We start from the raw sequence: 19,314 nt of genomic DNA, 5'->3' as shown, positions 1-19,314 counted from the left end.
GGAAATGGCAGTCGCTCCTTCGCTCAACTGCCTCTCCAAAGAATCCTTTCTCAGCCTAAACTCAACCCCAAAATCGCCATATGCGATTCCCCTGCCCAAGGGGGGGGGGAGATCGGCAGCTTCAATAGCCGCGCCCTTCTTGCAGCGTCGGAGATTAGCGAAGGCCGCGATGAGGGCCAATCTCCCCCGTGAGGGGGAGATGGCCGGCAGGCCAGAGGGGGGCGCAGTCCCGCCAGCGATCAAAACTACCCCTCCCGCTAGCCTCATATTCCCGAGCCATCCACCAGTGGCACATCTTCCCCTTCCCAGGGGCTCGGCATTGAGCCCTTGCTGAGATTGGCCGACGGCAGCGGCATCCAGCACTTCAGCTCCGGTTCGGCATATTCGACGATGCGTCCTGGAGACGAATCGGAAGCGCGCCAGCCTTCGCTGCCGAACTGATCGGCGCGGGCCCAGTAAGCCATATCGACCTCGGCCGGACCCTGTTCGGACGGCCGAACCGTGACAAGGATTCTGCTGCCGTCCCTTGGCGCGCTCGACATGTGGCGCCACTGACCGGGCTCGTCCATTGCATTTCCTCCTGCGATCTTCGTCTCGCCCGGATAGTCGCTTCGCGTTCGGAAGCGGTCAACCCGAACTTTTTTGCCTGGGGCAAAACCCCTGCTCCGTCGCGCCACGGAACAAGTCATGACGCGCCGGGTTTGGCGAAGTTGTTGAAGGAAGCAAAATGAGATCAGCGCCGCGACCGATCCTTACGATTGTTGCATGGCAGGCCGCGCCCTTCGATCCCCACCCGGTCCGGTCGCAATGAGGCAGCCCGATTCCGATCGTTCCGCCTCACCGGACGAGGGTAAAGGCGGCATAGGCCGCGCGCTCGGCCTCGGCCTGATAACAGGGGCGGCCGACGACGATTGCTCCGCGATAGGCACCTACGCTAGTGCCGGCGCCCGCTTCGGACCCGACCTGCTTTGGACGGCTCCGGTGACATTGCCGATGATGTATGTGGTCGTCTACCTGTCCTCGAAGCTCGGCCAGGTATCCGGGCGCGGATTGTTCCACGTCATCAAGGACTTCTATCCGCGGTGGCTGCTTTGGTCCGTGCTTTTGGGGGTGCTCATTGGAAACACCATCGAGGCAGCGGCGGATCTTGGTGGAATGGCCGCGGCGATCAACATATTCGTGCCACTTCCCATCCCGCTGATCGTGCTGTTCGTCGCCGCCCTCATCTTCGCCCTCCAGGTCTTCGGCTCCTATACTTTGATCCGCAACATCTTTCGCTGGCTGGCGCTGGCGCTGCTCGCCTATGTCGGTGCCGCCATTCTGGCCAAGCCGGACGCCGCGGCGGTGCTGCGCGGGACGCTGCTCCCCAGAATCGAATTCGATCGCGAGTTCCTGTCGATCCTGGTCGCCATCATCGGCACGACGCTGTCTGCCTATCTCTACACCTGGCAGTCCAATGAGGAGGTCGAGGAGGAGATTGCCCAGGGGCGGACAACGCTCAGGGAAAGGAAGGGCGCTACCGACAGCGAACTCCGTCGCTCTCGCCGGGACATCCTCATCGGCATGATGTTTTCAAATCTCATCATGTATTTCATCATCCTGTCGACGGGTGCGACGCTCTACAAGGCGGGGCATCACGATATCGACACGGCCGCGCAAGCCGCGGAGGCGCTGCGGCCGCTCGCCGGCCAGGCCGCAAGCGTCCTGTTCGCCGCAGGCGTGATCGGCGTCGGTTTCCTCGCGGTTCCTGTCATGACCACCGGCGCTGCCTATGATGTGGCACAAGCCATCGGCTGGAAAAACAGCCTGCACGCCCGGGCTCGAGAGGCGCCCAAATTTTATCTCGCCATCGGATTTTTTACGGCGATCGCCGCTGGCCTGAACTTTCTCGGCTTCAATCCGATGAAAGCGCTGGTTTGGTCCGGCATCGTTCAAGGCTTCTCGACGCCGCCTTTGCTGCTGCTCATCATGCTGATGACCAACAGCCGCAGGATCATGGGCGACCAGGTGAACAGCCGAAGCACCAACATACTCGGTTGGGCAACGACCGCCGCCATCTTCTCGGCGACGATCGGCCTGGTGGCAACCTGGTTCATGTGATCAGGCGGAAGCAAAGCGACGCCGCCGGTTGGATTACCCGTTCCCGCTTGCGGATTGTCCCAGCTTTGCCGGTCTTGGAAATTCCACAACGTCGCCCGTGGGCCGCTTGTATTGAGCCGCGACAATTGCATCGATCAGGAGATCCAGAGCCGCACGAGCCGTGCGGCTCGTCTCGTCCTCGCCGCTCAAATAATGGCAGGCTCGTTCGAGGTGGAGGTGTGCGGCGGCAAAGTCGCTTGTCATAGGCTTCTCCCTGTTGCCCGCCGGCCGGCAAGATGACCGCCTCGATTTACCCAAAAGCAAATATCCACAGCCGGATTTGAATCAAATTGACCTGACTCACCGCAGCCCGCGGGACAAGGTGCTGGCAGGCCTTTGCATCGCTGGTCGATGCGCTGCGCCGGTGCAGTACGCCGCGTTGAATGAACCAATTGCGGGCGATGTGCCGCAAACTCAGTCCCCTCACCGCCCTGTTTTTGAAATTTTCTCGCTCTTTTAATTCTACAAACTCTCTAGACTTAAAGTAGATCGCTAGACCCAAGATCTTAAAAATTGAGTGCTTGAGAGGGAGCCAGGAATGTCGAAAAAGCTCGTGGTGGGGCTGTCGGGCAACTTGACCCGGCCATCGAAGACCAAGGCGTTCGTCAGCCACATTGTCGGGCAGGCGGCCGAAAGCATCGGCGCGGCCTCGGCCGTCTTCGACATCGAGGATCTTGGCGCGTCCCTGCCGCAGGCAAGGCGCCTCGGCGACCTCGACCCGGCGGCGCGCAACATCGTCGAACGGCTGCTGGGCGCCGACATCCTGGTGGCCGGCTCGCCGACTTTCAAAGGCAGCTATACCGGGCTTTTCAAGCACTTCTTCGACCTGCTCGATCCGTCATCGCTGAGGGGCAAGCCCGTCATCCTCGCCGCGACCGGCGGCGGCGAGCGCCATTCGCTGATCGTCGAGCACCAGTTGCGGCCGTTGTTCGGCTTCTTCGAGGCGCTGACTGTGCCGACCGCGATCTACGCCTCCGACAAGGACTTTGCCAATGGCGTGCTGGTGTCGGAAGCCATCCACGCCCGCGCCCGGCAGGCGGTCGGCGAGGCATGCCGGGTAACCGGAGTGCCCTATCGCGTCGGCCTTGCCGCCTGAACGCACCACCGACCCGAGATCCCCTCCCCGGCCAAATCCAGGAGCACACCGCGATGACCCGATCCAAGAAATCCAGGCAAATCAAACTTGGGGCCTTCCTGCCCGGCGGCGGACAGCATATCGCCGCCTGGCGCCACCCCGAGGCGCCGGCCGACGGCGCCACCAATTTCGAGTTCCACAAGCAGCTTGCCCTGACCGCCGAGCGCGGCCTGTTCGATGCCTATTTCCTCGCCGACAATCTGACGGTCGGCCTCGGCGCCCGCGAGGGCGGCAACGCCAAGATCGCCGGTTTCGAGCCGGTGACGCTGTTTGCAGCGCTGGCGCCGCTCACCACGCATCTCGGTTTCATCGCCACCGCCTCGACCACCTACGAGGAGCCCTACACGCTCGCCCGCAAATTCGCCTCGCTCGATCATCTGTCGAATGGCCGCGCCGGCTGGAACGTCGTCACCTCGGCCGGCGACGAAACCGCGCGCAATTTCAATCGTGAGACGCAGCCTGCCCACGCTGAGCGCTATGCCCGCGCGCATGAGCATGTCGAGACGGTCAAGGCGCTGTGGGACAGCTGGGAGGACGATGCCTTCATCCGCGACAAGAAATCGGGGCGCTTCTACGACAAGGACAAGCTTCACGACATCGAGCACAAGGGCCCGCATTTCAGCGTCAAGGGGCCGCTCAACGTGCCGCGCCCGGTGCAGGGGCACCCGGTGGTGGTGCAGGCGGGGCAATCGGAAGACGGCCGCAAGCTCGCCGCCCACTCGGCGGAAGTCATCTTCACCGCCCATCAGAACCTTGCGTCGGCGCAGGAATTCTATCGCGATATCAAGGCGCGCGTGGCGGCGGTTGGCCGCGATCCCGAGCAGGTGCTGATCATGCCGGGCGTAGCACCCTTCGTCGCCCGCACCGAAGAAGAAGCGCGCGCCAAATACCAGCAGCTGAACGATCTCATCTTGCCCGAAGACGGCGTCGCCCTGCTCAACGGGCTGGCCGGCCGGACGCTCGACATCAGGGGCTATCCGCTCGACGGCCCGCTGCCGCCGAGCACGGAAACCGAAGGCATGAAGAGCCGCCAGGCGCTGATCCGCCAGATTGCCGACGAGCACAACTTCACCATCCGCCAGCTCTATCAATGGGTGGCAACGGCCCGCGGCCATTACACCGTCATCGGCAGCGCCACGCAGGTCGCCGATCAGCTGGAGGAGTGGTTCGGCAACGAAGCCGCCGACGGCTTCAACATCCTGCCGCCCTGGCTGCCCGGCGGGCTCGACGACTTCGTCGAGCTGGTGATCCCCGAACTGCAGCGCCGCGGCCTGTTCCGCACCGCCTATGAAGGCAGGACACTGCGCGAGAACCTCGGCCTCAGGCGGCCGGAAAACCCGTGGACCGCCGCCCGCTCGGCCGTGCTGGCCGCCGAATAATTCCACGAAGCCCACTACCCTCGAAGCGAGAGGCAAGACGATGACCTTGCAGCACATCGAACAGGCCGCCAGCCTCGGCACGCGCGACAGCACGACAAGCCTCGGGACGGATTTCCTGCGCCTCGGCGGCCGGGCGGGCATTCGCTTCCTGTCGCGCTACGGCGTCCTCATTGCTTTCCTCGCAATCTGGCAAGTGTCGAGCAGCGCAGGGTGGGTCAACACGGCCGTGCTGCCGCCGATCGACATGATTGTCGCGGCACTTTGGAAGGGGCTGGCCGGCGGCACTCTGCTCGGTGACATCGCCATCAGCCTGCAGCGCGCCGGCCTCGCCTTCGCAGCCGCCGTGCTGGTCGCCATCCCGCTTGGCCTGTTCATGGGCCAGGTGCGCGCCGTCGAGACCGCGCTCGATCCCATCCTGCAGGTTTTCCGCCAGACCTCGGCGCTGGCGCTCTATCCGGTGTTCATCCTGCTGCTTGGGCTCGGCGAAGCCTCCAAGGTGTTCGTCATCTTCTGGGCGACGCTGTTCCCGCTGCTGCTCAACACCATCGGCGGCGTCAAGCAAGTCGATCCGAAACTGCTGGAGATGGCCCGCGTCTATGGCGCCAGGCAGCTCACCGTCTTCCGCCGCGTCGTGCTGCCCGGCGCCGTGCCCTCGATCTTCGTTGGGCTGAGGCTCAGCGCCACCACGGCGCTGCTGCTGTTGATCGCCTCCGAAATGATCGGCGCCAACAAGGGCATCGGCTTTCAGGTGATGAATGCACAGTACAACTTCCAGATCCCGCTGATGTTTGCGGCAATCGTCATCCTCGCCGGCCTCGGCCTGATCGCCAACCAGGCGCTGGTCAGCCTGCAGCGGCGGCTCTGCCGCTGGAGCAATGCCGTCGACTGACCTCTCCTTTCGCAAATTCCAACCAGGAAAGACCCGGACCATGAAAATCACCCGCCGTTCCCTGCTTGCCGGCGCGCCCTTCGCCGCCGGCCTTCTCGCCGCCGGCCTGCCGCGCTTCGCCTTTGCCGAAGCGGCACCCGTCAAGTTCCGCTCCCTCGCCAGCCGTGGCAGCATCTCTCCGCATGAGTTGGCCGGCGAGCTCGGCTATTTCAAAGGCCTCGGTATCGAGATCGAGAATGTCGGCTATTCCGGCGGCGGCCCGGAGTCATTGTTCGCGCTCGCCTCCGGCAGCGTCGATATTGGCTCGGCCGCGACCGCCGCCGTGATCAATTCGATTTCCGGCGGCAACGACTTCGTCGCCGCCTATCCGAGCAACGGCATCAACGGCAAGGTGCACAGCGTCTTCTACGTGCTGGACGACAGCCCGATCAAATCGATCGCCGACATTGCCGGCAAGACCATCGCCGTCAACACGCTCGGTGCCCATCTCGACTACACCGTGCGCGAGGCGCTGCACAGCGTCGGCCTGTCGCCGGATGCCGCCAATCTCGTAGTCGTGCCCGGACCGCAGCTCGAACAGACCTTGCGCTCCCGCCAGGTCGACATCGCAGCACTCGGCTACTGGCAGGCGACATTTGCCGGCGCGCTAGTCGACAATGGCGGCGTGCGTGGCGTGTTCAACGACACCGACGTGCTGGGCGAGCTGGCCGGCGGCTTCGTCGTGCTCAGGCGCGACTTCATCGCGGCGCATCCCGACGCCGCCCGCAATTTCGTAGAACAATCGGCGCGCGCCTCCGACTGGTCGCTGCAGAACCCCGACGAAGCGCGCAAAGTGCTCGCGACGATCCTCGACAAGCGCGGCGAAAACGGCGAGCTGGCGCGCTACTGGACCGGCTTTGGGCTGCGCCAGGGCGCCAAGGCGACGGACCGCGACATCGACTCCTGGGTCAGCGTGCTCGAGCGCGACGGCCGCCTGGCAAAGGGTAAGCTGAAGGCAACAGACATCCTCTACCGGCCCGGCGAAACCAAGACCAACTGAGAAGGCCAACCGGCAAGGCAATCAGCTGGGAGACGAGCGCGATGAGCAGCACAAGCGGCGGTGAGGTCAGCATACGCGACCTGTCCAAATCGTTCAGTATCGGCGGGCGTTCGCTTGCCGTGCTGAGGACCCTCAATCTCGACATTCGCTCGGGTGAATGCCTGGTCATCGTCGGCGCCAGCGGATCGGGCAAGACCACGCTGCTGCGCATTCTTGCCGGGCTGGAGGCGGCCGACAGCGGCGGCGTCGCCATCGACGGCAAGCCGGTGCACGGCGTCGGCGCCGAGCGCGCGGTGATCTTCCAGGAACCGCGCCTGCTGCCCTGGCTGACGGTGCTCGGCAATGTCGCCTTCGGCCTCGAAGTGCGCGGCGTGCCGAAGGCCGAGGCCGAGGAACGGGCGCGCTTCTATATCGCGCTCGTCGGTCTCGCCGAATTCGGCGACGCTTTCCCAAGGCAGCTGTCAGGCGGCATGGCGCAGCGCGTCGGCATTGCCCGCGCCCTGACCGTGCAGCCTGAAATCCTGCTGCTCGACGAGCCGCTGGGCGCGCTGGACGCGATGACCAAGATCGGCATGCAGGAGGAACTGGCGCGCATCTGGAGCGAGGAGAACGTCACCATGGTGATGGTGACGCACGACCTCGAGGAGGCGATCTACCTTGCCGACAGGGTGCTGATCCTGCCCAAGGAGAAAGGCGGCGCGGCGCGGCTGATCGACATCGACCTGCCCCGCCCGCGCGAGCGCAGCGAAAGCCGCTTCGTACGCTACCGCGAAGAACTGCTGCGCGAATTCGGCCTGCACTGACAAGGACCACCTACGCGATCTAGGGTTCCTCGCCCCGCAAAGCGGGGAGAGGTGGCTCGGCGAAGCCGAGACGGAGAGGGGCCTTCCTTTTGAAAGCCCCTGCCCCGCGCTCCTTCGTGGAACCGGATTCCCCGCCCCGCATTTCCTTAACCGGGAGGCGAAGGAGCGCGGCATGAAAGCTTTGTTCGCAATCTTCGGTGGCTTCGTCCTGACGCTCGCCGTATTCGCCAGCGGTCTAGCCTTCGCCACCTGGCTATTGATTGCCAAGCCGGTGCGGCCGGCCGCCCCGGTCTCCAGCGTCGTCGAACTGTGGGCCAAGGATCCGCGCCCGGTAAACCCGGCCTCGCAGCGCCTCGAGCGCCTTCCGGCCCGCGCGGTCCCCGTTCGCACCTCGGAAGTCGATCGCAGCTCGAAACCCGCCGACACCGCCGCAGCTTCGACACCCGATACCACCGGCTCCATCAAGCCGGCGGTGGAAGAGCAGCAGACGCTGCCAGCCGCTCATGTCGAATGGTGCGCAAGCCGCTACCGCTCCTACCGGCCGGACGACAACCACTACACCTCCTACAGCGGACAACAGCGCCCCTGCATCTCGCCCTATCTCGATGCCGGCGATGACGGCAGCTATGTCGAGGCGAGCGATATGTCGTCGGTGGAGGGCTACCCGCCATCGGATGAACCCGGCGCCGCCGAGTTCTCATCGGACCACGTCCAATACTGCTTCAGCCGCTACCGCTCGTACCGGCCGGAGGACAATAGCTATCAGCCCTATTCCGGCGGGCCGCGCCGGCAGTGCGAGTAGCAGGGCGCTGGGCGGCGGGCTAGCGGACCGAAGGGCATGGTGTCTTGTCCGATCCCATCCTCGAGCGGCTAACCAACGATCACGCAAATTTTTTTGGATCGTTCGGATCGGCGCGGCGTTCATCCGACAGGCAAAGGAGGAATCAAGATGGGCGACGACCGGGACGACAAGATTCGTGAGCGCGCATACCAGATCTGGGAACGCGAAGGCGGGATCCATGGCGATCCCGAGCGGCACTGGCACCGGGCCGAGGCCGAGATCGACAGGGAGGCCGCCCTGCCGCTGACGGCAGGCGATGCTCTGCCGGAAACCCGCGAGGTCGCGAGTTCCGACGTCTTGACGGTGGAGGCTTTGGCGGTGCGCACCGGCATATCGGGCGAACAGGCGCAGGAGCTGATCGACAGGCTGGGAAACGACCGGGCGGCGATCGAACAAGCCGCGCGCAACCTCAAGGGGAAGCAGCGGCTCGGGGAGTGACAGATGATCAGAAAACTCAGAGACGGAAAATACCGCCTCTATTCGCGCAAGAAGGACGAAAAGACCGGCAAGCGCCGCAATCTCGGGACGTTTGACAGCCGCGAGGCTGCGGAGAAGCACGAACGCGAGGTGCAGTATTTCAAGCGCCATTGAGGGCGTTGGTGGCCGGTGCCCGCCAGCCAGTCGCGCGGCATCGGTCACCGCACTGCGCCAGACTGGCGTCACCTTGTTCAGTGGTTCGGACAACATCCGCGATTCCCGGTGGCCTATGGCGACGGCGACGTGCTCTCTCGCGCCAACCTCATAGGCTACTGGGGGCGACTGCCACGACTAGTTTGTTGCACCAACGACGTCTGCGGTCACGTCAGCGGATTGCTGCTGGGTTTTATCGTCGTTCCCGCCCACTGAAGAGCTCAGCTGGATACGAGTCTCGACGTGATAAAGTCCCGGGCCGCGCGATTGCAGGTCCTGCCCGCCATCGCCCGCTGCGGTGATCGGGCCGACAATTTGCTCGCTCTTGGAGTCTCGCAGCGGTTCATTATTCCAGTCGAGCACACGTATCTCGCCGCCCGTTTTCGGCATGTTCTGCCATGTCACTCTCAGCACCGGTGAGTTTTCGGAGCGGGTGATGACAGAGATAGTGCCAATCAGATCGGCCGAAGCAGAGGCGCTGTTATCGTGCCCGGTCTTTCCGACGACCTGTCCCAGCACGCAGCCGGCGACGGTTACATAGTGCCCCCCATGCGCCGCGATATCATAACTCAGGCGTATCTTGCCATCAGCCGTGGCTGCGACACTTGCGGTGGCTTGCGCGCCCGAGACCTTCCGCTCGAAACCGTTGTCGCATTCACTGCTCTCTGTGCCAGTTGCCGCCAGCTGCGCGGTCTCGTTAATTGGTTTGCGCTGCGTCTGCACTGCACCTATCTGGCCCTTGCCTCCGCCGCCGCCGATACTGACTGACGCACTGCCGTCCGCCCTGAAGATGACATTGCTTTCACAAACAGGCTGGCCCGCGAAGACATCGACCGGCAGAAGCCGGACTCCAACGACTCGCGGGTCGGTTGCCTTGATTGTAGCGTCGGTTGTTGCCTGCACATTGGAACTGCCGCCCAGCGAGGCAGAGAACATATTGGCGTTTGCGGCCCCGCTTAACGAGATGACGGCACCCGACTTGTCATAGAATTTATAGTTGAGACCTTTGGCAACCAGTGCGGTGGCGACGACGCGATATTGCTGCGACTTGATCCGGTCGACGCATTGCTTTCGGATTGAACAGCTTTGGACAGCATTGATCGCGAGATTCTCATCGATCTGCGTAATCCAGGCCTCGTCAACTGCGAAATCGACTCTCTGCACATCTGACCATTCAGGGCCGGCCTTAATGGTGGTGCCATAAAGCTGTGGGAGCTCTACGTCGGCGCCGATTTTCAATGCACCATTGACCTCGTAGGAAAGCTGCGGGATCGAGACGGGCGAGGGTGCCTTAGCAGCATCGGTAAATTCGCGAGTGCCTGGAACGAGGCAACTCGTTCCCGTGATGTCGGAGACAGGGAGCGGCAGTTGGTCGGAGGCCGGCGTTTGGCTCGGCTGATAGCTTATAATTGAACCTGGATGGACAAAGGTGTCTGCCGCAAGCGTGGTAACGCAATTCAGCTGCTGACCCTGGACATAGTCGCAAAGCCGGTCGGCAACGACGATCGCCTTTGGTCGCATCAGAAAATAGGCTGCGGCGATGCCGGCGATACCAACCGCAACCAGGCCAAACAGGATCCCTGTTTTAACTCCATTGTGCATACGATTCCCCTCCGGTTGTGAATCTAGATCGCGTCACTCCGATGGATTCTGCTGTCGATGTGGCGCGCGCAACGCAGTCTCGCTGCGTTTGCGTCCAAGCTGCGTGTCGGCGTGTTGGAATCCGTGCCATGCAGCCCCCTGCCGTACGATGAAAATTGCATAGATCGAGTAGTAAGTGAAGGAGTAAAGGAAAAGTCGAAGTAAAATTCTAGTTGCTTTTCTTGCTTTGTCTCGCGTTAAATTTGAGATAGACGGATGGTTTTTCTGGACAATGTTTTGCATAGAATTCGCGAAAGAACGAGCCCTGTGAATTAGCCCCGGAGGATCGGCCGCCAGTAGGCGTTTAGGAAATCATTGCACGTCAGGTCAGCAAGCTCGATGCTCTCTACGATGCTGTAGTCAGGCCCCATCGAATTGAGAATGTCGTTCTCAACCACCTTCTTGTTCGGCTCAGATATTCCCAAGCTCGTTCCAAAAATTCTTCGCTCTCCGGCGCCATCCAGCGTGAGCAGTTGCATGTTCATGTCGCCGTAAGAAAAGCCGAGATAAACCACGACCTCGGCCTCAGCGATTACGCGATGCATTCGTTTTATGATGGCATCGTCATCGATACGTTCGGTGAACGTTCGCACCTGTCCGGCGATGTCTGGCAAATTGGTGTGATGAGGCCTTGCGCCGTACGGAACGCCACCTGAAACTTGCCAAGGCAACAACCCAACCTGCCCGTACGGGTGGATGATGGTAAGAGTCTTTGCGACTGCTTCGGCATCCTGCCGGCTCAACCGGAAGTAATTGCGTAGACTCTGCACGACATAGTGCTCGATGCAGCGGTCGTAGTTGAAGGTGACGAAAGAGACGTTCGCAAAAACGTTACCAACATCGGCAAGGGGCACGTTCTCAGTCAGCATTTTGCAGAACGTGTTGTGCCAACTGTCGTCGATCGATCGGAAATCGATCGTGTCGTCGCTCTCATGGTGCGGGGCAAGGATGCTGCTCAGCCTCCAGGATACTTGCAGCGATGCCAAGCTTGCCCATGAGACTTATCAACACGTCATCGGCATGCGTGTGCATGTAGTTGTCAATAGAGATGGATTGAGGCATTGCAGCCGATATGGACCGGCCTGCCCAATAGTAGGAGTTCGCGTCGCGCTCTCCTGCGTTGCGCACGATGAATTTCACCGCCCCTGCGATGTTTCGGTCGCCACCAGACAGATTGCTTCCATCGTCGTAACGAATGTTCAGCTTCTCTGCGAGGATGCCCTTTAGCTCGGCTCCCATCGGGAGCCGTACCTCTCGGCTAGCGCCTGCGCCAACGACAAAGACCGTGCGCTGTTCAAACATGACTGCCCCGACGAAGTTAGTGAAAGCACGTGACGCTTGTTGGCGCCGGATCAAGGCAAGCAGCACGCAAAATCTTCAAGGAGGAGAAAGTTCGCGGGCTTCAAAGACCCGATCAGTAACTTGATCAGTGTTTTGATTCTTCCACCAAAATTGAAATAAATCCGTCGTTATGTCCAGTTTTTCTAAATGCGTAACCTGCTTTGTTTCTTCTTCGTTGTACTGAGCGGCTAAGCCGTCCAGCGTGCCGGCGTTACCCAGAACTACATAGTCGAACCGTTTAAGATCGGCTTTTGCTGTGCTGATTTCAGACCCCGAGATATGAAGCTTAGCAGATGGGTTAACGCCCACTCGCACGATTTCGGATCCGACTACCTCGTAATATGCTGAGTTTGTATTTACACTGGGGTGAAAGTATAGGTGAACAGGGGCAATGACCTCACATGGAACGTCGAACCCCATCGCAAAGGTGCGGTCCAGAGTGTCGCCTCGGTATACTTTTAATGACAAAACATCTTCCTTCAGCTTATTCGATGTCGTCTGAAATTTTATAATTTCGTTCGAAGCCATCGCGATTAGTTGAAGATCACCCTCATTCTTTATCTTAGACAGGCTCGTGAAGTAGCCATAGGCAACATTGGCCAGCTTACGTGTTCCCGCTAGGTTCCAGGGGGACGACCATAGCTCACGACTCTTCACAATTTTCGCGGCGTTGGCACGTGTGGTGTGATGATAGACCCTTAGGGAAAAGTCGCCGCTCGGCATGGGATGGCAAAGCCCTGATGCTAGGCCCGCAAGCCTTCTGGGTCCGTCAAAAGAGCATCGGTAGAGCTGAGCGCCGTCCTCGTAACTCAAGACTCGGTCCTCCGATCGTACCTTCACGAGAAGTCTGGCGGTATCGACAGCGCGCGGCGATCCGACGTCCAAACTGAAATCTGCAATGTGCTTTCCGTCTTCGACATTGAAGGCGATGATGGGTGGTGAGAAAAAGCTCGGCAAAAAGAAGCGAAGTCCACCGACTCCGATCAGGACGTCTGGGATTAGGTAAGTCCTGCCCTCGCTATGACCGAGTCGCAGTTTGATGAAGCCACTGTGTTCCCTGCGATCCCGGCTGTCTGGCCTGATCGCTGACGACCTTCGCACTGGCGGGCCGGCGAGATTTTCCCACAGGTTTGTCGAATGCTTCAAGGCCACCCCCCTTACAGTTGACGATGAAAAGGCACTAGTGTTGCGATGTATGCTTTCGCTGGCAGCCAATCAATCGTCAGCGTGAAATATCGCGCGCTTGAGAGACAGATCGATCTCAAGGGCAGTCCCGTTTTGATCATCAATGTCTGCCATCAAGTAAGACTAGGAGCAGACGCTTCTACAGCAAATCAGACGCGGTTTGCTCACCGACCGCGATGACGGAATGTTAACACCAGCAGCGCCGGCTTCTCGGGAATCCAGCTGCTTGGCTACCAAAGGGCCGCGTTAATCGTCAGGGTTCCTCGGGACCTCTATGATGAGTCAGAATGCTGTTGAATTCTACTAGAATAGCAAATTCTGTGAAAGGAACCGCTATGGACGATGCGGACGAATACGAAATCTTCCAGAGATCTAAGGCCGACAAGACCTACGTTAGCCCGCGTTTCCAGTCGTTTGATGGGAAACGGTTCCGAATTGGAAACAAATATGTCGACGGTAACCCAGGATATTGTTTCGCCGATGTGAAAGAAGGGATGATCCTTCGGGAGACGCCAGGTGGCCGCTTCCAGATCAAAGCCACTTTCATCGAGGACGATCGTTCCTTCCAGACAGTGACGATCCAAAGGTTTACGAATAGAGGTCGCGCAAAGGAGTACTTCACGTTTCTGCCTCGCGAAGTTGCCACGCTCCTAAAATTCCTGAGCAACCTGAAACGCATCCATTTCCCGAACGAGGGCAAGGTCAATATTCCGGACGACGATTTGGATGAACTTCTGCTGCGACCGGATCAAATGCGTCGTATCGCAGCCGACAACCAGGCACTGCTAGCCGCGTTGGCTAGAACTGAAATAACAAGCGAAGATATAGTTGCTCTCGGGTACCGGAAGAAGCAGCTTCGGATTTTCGAACGCTTACTAGGGGACAATGAGTATTTCCAGACAGCGCTGCGTAAACACCCGAATGGACCAGAGGATGTGTGGCAGAAGTTCTTCGAGGCCAATCCGTGGATTTTTGGCTACGGGTTGTCCTTGATACGTTTCGGACCACTCGAGAACAGGAAATTGGAGCAAGTGGTCCGTGGCTTCAGCGTTGCCGGCTCCGGCAAGCGGGTGGACGCACTTCTGAAATCCCACGCTTTGGTTAGCACTGCATGCTTCGTGGAAGTTAAACGACATGACACCAATCTGCTGGTGGAGAGCACCTATCGACCGGGCATTTGGCAACCCTCAAAAGAGCTGTCCGGTGCGGTCGCGCAGATCCAGGGAACAGTCTCAGCTGCCTTAGAGCAATGGAGCAGTCAAGAGCTTGTCACGGATCGGGATCGCGCCCCAACGGGAGAGCGTTTGTTCACGACCGAGCCCCGATCATTCGTGATCTGCGGCAGGCTTTCCGAGTTTCAGGAGGAACACGGCGTTAATGAGCGGAAGTTTCGATCATTCGAGTTGTATCGCCGGAATTTGATCCGGCCAGAGATCGTCACCTTCGATGAGCTTTATGAACGAGCTCGCTTCATCGTCGAGAGCACCGTCAGCTAATTCGGTATCGGCTCACAGCCGGCACTGATCCGCCTCTACCGCGTTGCCCGGTGCCGGCCCTCAAACGCATCCAGCCGTTCCTGCAGATGCCCATTCAGCACAATCATCTCCTTCAGCGCCTTCACCGCATCGCCCTTATGCAACGCAATGAACCTGTCGGCGATGGCCTGAAGGGCAGCCTCCTGGCGGCTGTCCAGCGTCACGATGTGGTCCATGACGATGCCTCCGATCGTTCCTGTTCAAATTGAACAAAACGGGAACAAAAATGTCAAGAGCGAATTGACTCTGCGAGGAATGCCTTCCTATTTGTCAGCAGGCGGGGCGGTTGCTCACAAATCGAGGAGAGCCGCGATGGGCAGACGAAAAAGCCGGTTTGACAGGCTGTCGGCGAGGGATGCGGAGGCGATCATCAGGGACGCTTTGAGCCTGCGCCGGACGGTGCTGTCGTCGCAGCTGCATCTGAAGGCGCATGGCGAGCTGTTCTGGCAGCTTTGCGGGCTTGTCGAGAAATTGCACGAGGTGCTGGCCAGCGTAGCGGAGAAGGAGCCCGATTATCGGATGGCGGAGCTTGGCCTGCTTCCCCTCCCCGAGGATTACTCGACCCGGAAATAAGCCATGGCCGGGCCGATGGACAGCGTTGGACGTGCCGCCAAGGCCAACATGCTGCTTATCGTGGAGTGCGGCCACTGCTACCACGTCGGACGCTTCAGGGCGAATGACGTGGCCCAGGTGGTGGGCTGGAACAAGCCGCTGGAAGCGATCAGGTTCAGGTGCAAGCGATGCAGCCGCAAGGACACGACGGTGAAGACGCAGTTCATCGACCAGGATCATCCGCCCAAGGGCTACATTTGGGTGCTGCAGAAATTCAAGCGCTAAAACAATGAGCCTTGCGCCGGCGCCTGCTGCGGAAACTTGATCTGTGTCGCCGGTTTTTCGACGATCACCAGCGCATCATCGGGCGCCGTGCGCTGCAGGTGCCTCGCCTCCGACCATGGCGCGGTGAGCCAGGTCTCGGTTTCTTCCGGCGTGGTCAGGATCACCGGCATTGCCTTTTCGTGGATCGGCGCGATCAGCGCGTTGGGCCTGGTCGTCATGAAGCCATAGACCTGGTGATCGGCGGGGCCGTCCTTGACCTTGCGAAGGCCATGCCAGCGCGTCCACAGGCCGGCAAAGAAGAACAGCGGGCGGTCCTCGCCGAGTGCAAACCAGAAGTTGCGCTGAATGCCGGTCTCGGGGTCCTTGTCGCCGGGCGTCGGGCTGGGCTCGGCGAAGCTGGTGACGGGCACCACGCAGCGGTTCTCGATGCCGAGATATTGCTGCCAATGGCCGTATTGCGGGTTGCGGATATTGGTGGTGCCGTAGTCGGCCTTGCCCTTCACCCGCTCCAGTGGCGTCGGCATGCCCCACAGCAGATTGGCCAGTTCGCGTTCGCCGTCGGGCGTGTTGCGCACCACAGGGCCTGGCTGGTTGGGATAGATGTCGATGGAGGGTTCGAGATTGCCGAGGATATCGCGCAAGGCGCGGGTCCACTGGCGAATGGCCTGCTGGCTGGTCGTGATATTGTAAAGATTGCACATTTCAGGCCGTTCCCGGATGCTTAGGCATCTTGTTGGAAACGGCCCGGAATTTCCAGCGCTGTCCGTCGGGTTGCTGACACGGCAGGCCGTGTCAGCAATGGTTTGTGAGACCTACCGTGCCGATTGTCTCATAGCTTGTGCGGCGACCGCCGCCAGAAAAGCCCTCGCCGCGGCATCGCAGGCCGCTCGAGACGGGCCTTTGGCGAAAAGAAGAAGCTCGGCGGCTCGAATGTTGAGCCCGTGCTTCCTTGCGAATGTGGCTAGATCATAAGGCTTGTTGTCGTAAGGTTCGTCGTCGTAGTCGATCGTCAGATCGTAGTTTTCTTTCATTTTCTTCCTCCCTTTAGCGATCTCCCCCTCCTGTCGCTAACGCAAAATTAACGTCGATGGCGGCGGGCGAGTCCACCAATCAGAGATTGTGTAAAAAACGTACGAGCTCGGATGCTCGCCCTTGCAACGGGGCGCGAGCAATCACCGCGACCGGACCGCTCGAAAGAGCCGATTATGGTGGCAACGTTGGAAAAGGCTGCCACGGCCTGGCGCCACGGGGTATCCGCGACACATAGCGTGCCTAATGGCCGTCGTTTTCGTCTTCCAGGCCTGGTCCGCCAAGCCGGCCTCGTTGGTTCAGCTAAAGAATAAATCCGGCTAATAGCACCGTAAGGAGCAGTGACAGCGGAACGGCCGCAAGACACCAGATCTCCAATGTGTTGTTTTGCAGCGGGTCCATCGTCAGCCTCACTTTTTGGTTCGTCATTGTGACATTAACGGTTGGTCGGAGGTAGGGGTTCCAACCGACGCTGTTCATAGAGCGCTGCCTGTGCGGTATATTAGCAACAGCTTGACGACCGCTGAGCCCCTAACGCTTGGGACAGCTTCATTTGGCGCCGGATTGGATGCGTATTCCGCAGGAATGCAAGCACCCCTCCGCATCAGCCGTGCGGGGATCGATCGCCGCCCCTGATCAGCGCCGAGCCGGTCATGCCGGAACCAATAACTGCGTCGACCTCCGGCCGAAGTTCCGCTACCACCGAGCCGATCCGATGTTCACTCCAGCCAGCGATGCCCGTTTACAGGGACCTAAGTCTGACCTGCCTGCGCAATGGTCTTGTGTACGGCCGGCGTCGGGAACAACTGCGGCCGTCTTCAGTTGATGGCGTCACCTCCTTGAGGAGACATCGGCGCAGAATCAGGCCCTTCATGCGCTGATTAGGGTCCGCCTGCCATTGCTGGATTTGGCAGGCGGACCCTTGGTTCTGTACGCTCCAGATCGAAAGCGGGTAAGCTCGGGATCACTCACCATCCCAGAAATCCTGCAGAGAAGCATGGCGGGCCTTCCTCGCCCCTGCGATGCTTGACCTGGCTTGACATCCGAGACGACCGTCCAGCGCGCGCACGCAGCGGGTTCGGAGCCTCAGCCTTCCAGCGCCTCGTGCTGGTAAAGCTCGTCCATGCTGAGCGTCGCAAGCGCGGCGAAGGGCGCCTGCTTTTTCACGCGGCCGTGGCTCAGGATCACCACGTCGTCGCAGAACGAGATGGTGCTGCGGTGATGGCTGATGACGATGGTGGTGCGACGGCCGGCGCGCGACTTGAGCGTCTCGACGATCGCCGCTTCCGACAGCCCGTCCACTGCATTGGTGGCTTCGTCGAGGATGAGGATATCGGGATCGCGCACCAGGGCCCTGGCCAGCGCGATCCGCTGCCGCTGTCCCGCCGAGAGATTGACGCCGCGGTAGCCGACGACCGTCCTGTAGCCCTGCGGCAGTTGCTCGATGAAGCCATGCGCTTCGGCCAGTTTTGCGGCGCGCTCGGCGTCGTCGGCGGAAGCCGAGTCCTGGCCGTAGATGATGTTGTCGAAAATCGTGCCGTCGACCAGTTCCAGCTCCTGGCTGGCGAGCGCGATGTGCTTTCGCCATTGGCTGGGGTCGATACGGTCGAGCGGCAATCCATCGACGAGGATCCTGCCGCTGTCTGGTTCGACGAAGCGGCACAAAAGATTGACGATCGTCGTCTTGCCGGCGCCCGAGCGGCCGATCAGCGCCGTCGAGCGGCCGCTGCGCAGGTCGAAGCTCGCCGCATGCAGCACCACCGCGCGCTGTTCCTCGCCGGTATCGGGGCCGGAATAGGTAAAGGTGACGTCCTCGAACTTGATGCCTTGGCTGAGCCCGGGGAACGCCGCGTCACCTTGCGGCGGCTGGGGCTTGCCGGATGGGTCCAGCATCCACGTCACCTCTTCAAGCGATCCGCTCAGGCCCTGCAACTGGCTCCAGGCCATTTGCAGCGACCGCATGTAGGGCTGCAGCCTGTAGAGCAGGATGACGAAGGCGACGATCAGCGGGAAGCTGACATTGGCGAACCAGGCGCCGATCACCACCGCCAGGAACAGCATGGCATGCAGGATTTCGGTCAGCGGCGGCAAAGCTCCCTGGCGCGTCAAAAGCACGAAGGCGGCGCGGCGCACCGCATCCGATGCCTGGTCGAATGCCGCCTTCTCGCGTTGCTCCTGGCCAAAAATGCGGATCAGCCGCCCGGCATGCACCAGATGCAGCATCTGCGATGCAAGCTGGCTGTTGCGGGAGGCGACGCTGCGGCTCGGCGCCTTCAGATTGGCCGACAGCATGGCGTGCGCGACCTGCACCAGCGCCAGCCCCAGCGTGACCAGCAACGTCATCTGCCACGACAGGAGCAGCAGGAAGGTCAGCAGGATGATTGCGGCCGATGCGTTGACGATTGCCCCAAGCGTGATCTGGATGGCATCCGAGGCCCGCCAGGATTCGTTGGAGATGATGTTGAGCAGCCGTCCCGGGCTTTGCTGCAGGAAGAACGGGTAGCCTACCCTAAGCAACTGCTCCGACAGCGCGCTGCGGATCGAATGGCTGGCCTTGCCATAGATGAAGGTGGTCAGCAGCGTGTTGGCGTAGGCGAACAGATTCTTCAGAACGATCGAGCCGAGGATGGCGACCGATATGACGATCAGCCGGTCGCGCTCGCTCAGGCTCGCTCCGACATGCTGGAAGACGGCCGAAAAGCCAGCCATACCGGTCTGCCCCTGCCCCATGATTATGTTCAGCAACGGAATGATCAGGCCGATACCAAAACCTTCGAGCGCGGCGCTGAGCAGCCCGAGCACCACCACGGCCGGAAGCAGGCGCAACTGCTTTTGCCCGAGCGCGCGGCGCAGCATCGGCAGGCTGGGCGGCATCAGTCGCATAATGGCGG

At 60.7% G+C, this 19,314-nt stretch carries 22 protein-coding genes; 13 read left to right on the top strand and 9 right to left on the bottom strand.

Features of this window, described 5'->3' with window-relative positions; genetic code table 11:
* Positions 1 to 263 precede the first annotated feature (263 nt).
* A complete protein-coding gene (locus tag NKJ40_RS26695) occupies positions 264 to 569 on the bottom strand; it encodes a hypothetical protein (RefSeq protein WP_023677305.1) in 306 nt (101 codons plus the stop codon).
* Between the two features lie 238 nt (positions 570 to 807).
* Between NKJ40_RS26695 and NKJ40_RS26690 the strand changes: the two genes are divergently transcribed.
* The 10 genes from NKJ40_RS26690 to NKJ40_RS26645 all read left to right on the top strand — a co-directional run bounded on the left by NKJ40_RS26690 (position 808) and on the right by NKJ40_RS26645 (position 8,816).
* A complete protein-coding gene (locus NKJ40_RS26690; protein WP_352468626.1) occupies positions 808 to 2,100 on the top strand; it encodes an Nramp family divalent metal transporter in 1,293 nt (430 codons plus the stop codon).
* 256 nt (positions 2,101 to 2,356) lie between these two features.
* Positions 2,357 to 2,599: a hypothetical protein gene (locus NKJ40_RS26685; protein ID WP_352468625.1), complete on the top strand. Its 243-nt coding sequence runs from the start codon at positions 2,357 to 2,359 to the stop codon at positions 2,597 to 2,599.
* A gap of 78 nt (positions 2,600 to 2,677) precedes the next feature.
* On the top strand, positions 2,678 to 3,235 hold the full coding sequence (msuE, locus tag NKJ40_RS26680; protein ID WP_352468624.1) for an FMN reductase: 558 nt from the start codon (positions 2,678 to 2,680) through the stop codon (positions 3,233 to 3,235).
* Between the two features lie 53 nt (positions 3,236 to 3,288).
* Positions 3,289 to 4,653 (top strand): LLM class flavin-dependent oxidoreductase, encoded by a 1,365-nt coding sequence (locus NKJ40_RS26675; RefSeq protein WP_352468623.1) that lies wholly within the window; start codon positions 3,289 to 3,291, stop codon positions 4,651 to 4,653.
* Positions 4,654 to 4,693: 40 nt separating this feature from the next.
* The gene (locus NKJ40_RS26670) at positions 4,694 to 5,542 is read left to right on the top strand and encodes an ABC transporter permease (RefSeq protein WP_352468622.1); all 849 of its coding nucleotides are present in this window, start codon (positions 4,694 to 4,696) and stop codon (positions 5,540 to 5,542) included.
* Positions 5,543 to 5,582: 40 nt separating this feature from the next.
* On the top strand, positions 5,583 to 6,581 hold the full coding sequence (locus tag NKJ40_RS26665) for an ABC transporter substrate-binding protein (RefSeq protein WP_352468621.1): 999 nt from the start codon (positions 5,583 to 5,585) through the stop codon (positions 6,579 to 6,581).
* A gap of 41 nt (positions 6,582 to 6,622) precedes the next feature.
* Positions 6,623 to 7,384, top strand: coding sequence for an ABC transporter ATP-binding protein (locus tag NKJ40_RS26660; protein ID WP_023722373.1), 762 nt, complete (start codon positions 6,623 to 6,625; stop codon positions 7,382 to 7,384).
* Between the two features lie 172 nt (positions 7,385 to 7,556).
* The gene (locus NKJ40_RS26655) at positions 7,557 to 8,186 is read left to right on the top strand and encodes a BA14K family protein (protein WP_352468620.1); all 630 of its coding nucleotides are present in this window, start codon (positions 7,557 to 7,559) and stop codon (positions 8,184 to 8,186) included.
* A gap of 147 nt (positions 8,187 to 8,333) precedes the next feature.
* The gene (locus tag NKJ40_RS26650) at positions 8,334 to 8,663 is read left to right on the top strand and encodes a DUF2934 domain-containing protein (protein WP_292659788.1); all 330 of its coding nucleotides are present in this window, start codon (positions 8,334 to 8,336) and stop codon (positions 8,661 to 8,663) included.
* Positions 8,664 to 8,666: 3 nt separating this feature from the next.
* Positions 8,667 to 8,816 carry a hypothetical protein gene (locus NKJ40_RS26645; RefSeq protein WP_352468619.1) on the top strand — a complete coding sequence of 50 codons (150 nt, stop codon included), beginning with the start codon at positions 8,667 to 8,669 and terminating at the stop codon, positions 8,814 to 8,816.
* Positions 8,817 to 8,993: 177 nt separating this feature from the next.
* On the opposite strand, the gene NKJ40_RS26640 is transcribed toward NKJ40_RS26645, so the two are convergent.
* From NKJ40_RS26640 to NKJ40_RS26625, 4 genes are all read right to left on the bottom strand, one after another.
* Complete coding sequence (locus NKJ40_RS26640) at positions 8,994 to 10,457, bottom strand: hypothetical protein (protein WP_352468618.1); 1,464 nt, start codon at positions 10,455 to 10,457, stop codon at positions 8,994 to 8,996.
* Between the two features lie 311 nt (positions 10,458 to 10,768).
* Complete coding sequence (locus NKJ40_RS26635) at positions 10,769 to 11,482, bottom strand: hypothetical protein (RefSeq protein WP_352468617.1); 714 nt, start codon at positions 11,480 to 11,482, stop codon at positions 10,769 to 10,771.
* On the bottom strand, positions 11,427 to 11,798 hold the full coding sequence (locus NKJ40_RS26630; protein WP_352468616.1) for a hypothetical protein: 372 nt from the start codon (positions 11,796 to 11,798) through the stop codon (positions 11,427 to 11,429). The genes NKJ40_RS26635 and NKJ40_RS26630 overlap by 56 nt, the downstream gene beginning before the upstream one ends.
* A gap of 75 nt (positions 11,799 to 11,873) precedes the next feature.
* A complete protein-coding gene (locus NKJ40_RS26625) occupies positions 11,874 to 12,983 on the bottom strand; it encodes a hypothetical protein (protein WP_352468615.1) in 1,110 nt (369 codons plus the stop codon).
* A 374-nt stretch (positions 12,984 to 13,357) separates the two neighbouring features.
* Between NKJ40_RS26625 and NKJ40_RS26620 the strand changes: the two genes are divergently transcribed.
* The gene (locus tag NKJ40_RS26620; RefSeq protein ID WP_352468614.1) at positions 13,358 to 14,518 is read left to right on the top strand and encodes a Shedu immune nuclease family protein; all 1,161 of its coding nucleotides are present in this window, start codon (positions 13,358 to 13,360) and stop codon (positions 14,516 to 14,518) included.
* A 35-nt stretch (positions 14,519 to 14,553) separates the two neighbouring features.
* Here the strand turns inward: NKJ40_RS26620 and NKJ40_RS26615 are convergent, their stop codons facing one another.
* On the bottom strand, positions 14,554 to 14,733 hold the full coding sequence (locus NKJ40_RS26615) for a hypothetical protein (protein WP_352468613.1): 180 nt from the start codon (positions 14,731 to 14,733) through the stop codon (positions 14,554 to 14,556).
* A gap of 136 nt (positions 14,734 to 14,869) precedes the next feature.
* Here NKJ40_RS26615 and NKJ40_RS26610 point away from each other — a divergent pair, with 136 nt between their 5' ends.
* Positions 14,870 to 15,130 carry a hypothetical protein gene (locus NKJ40_RS26610; RefSeq protein WP_254819421.1) on the top strand — a complete coding sequence of 87 codons (261 nt, stop codon included), beginning with the start codon at positions 14,870 to 14,872 and terminating at the stop codon, positions 15,128 to 15,130.
* Positions 15,131 to 15,133: 3 nt separating this feature from the next.
* The gene (locus NKJ40_RS26605) at positions 15,134 to 15,394 is read left to right on the top strand and encodes a hypothetical protein (RefSeq protein ID WP_023677293.1); all 261 of its coding nucleotides are present in this window, start codon (positions 15,134 to 15,136) and stop codon (positions 15,392 to 15,394) included.
* Here the strand turns inward: NKJ40_RS26605 and NKJ40_RS26600 are convergent.
* The 3 genes from NKJ40_RS26600 to NKJ40_RS26590 form a co-directional block, all read right to left on the bottom strand.
* On the bottom strand, positions 15,391 to 16,095 hold the full coding sequence (locus NKJ40_RS26600) for an SOS response-associated peptidase (protein ID WP_352468612.1): 705 nt from the start codon (positions 16,093 to 16,095) through the stop codon (positions 15,391 to 15,393). The two genes, NKJ40_RS26605 and NKJ40_RS26600, sit on opposite strands and share 4 nt — an antisense overlap.
* A gap of 111 nt (positions 16,096 to 16,206) precedes the next feature.
* A complete protein-coding gene (locus NKJ40_RS26595) occupies positions 16,207 to 16,425 on the bottom strand; it encodes a hypothetical protein (protein WP_292659780.1) in 219 nt (72 codons plus the stop codon).
* A 1,084-nt stretch (positions 16,426 to 17,509) separates the two neighbouring features.
* Positions 17,510 to 19,306: an ABC transporter ATP-binding protein gene (locus NKJ40_RS26590; protein ID WP_502903763.1), complete on the bottom strand. Its 1,797-nt coding sequence runs from the start codon at positions 19,304 to 19,306 to the stop codon at positions 17,510 to 17,512.
* Positions 19,307 to 19,314 lie beyond the last annotated feature (8 nt).

The organism is Mesorhizobium sp. M0119 (assembly GCF_040322615.1).
GTDB lineage: Bacteria > Pseudomonadota > Alphaproteobacteria > Rhizobiales > Rhizobiaceae > Mesorhizobium.
This window is presented reverse-complemented; position numbering and strand designations above follow the sequence as displayed.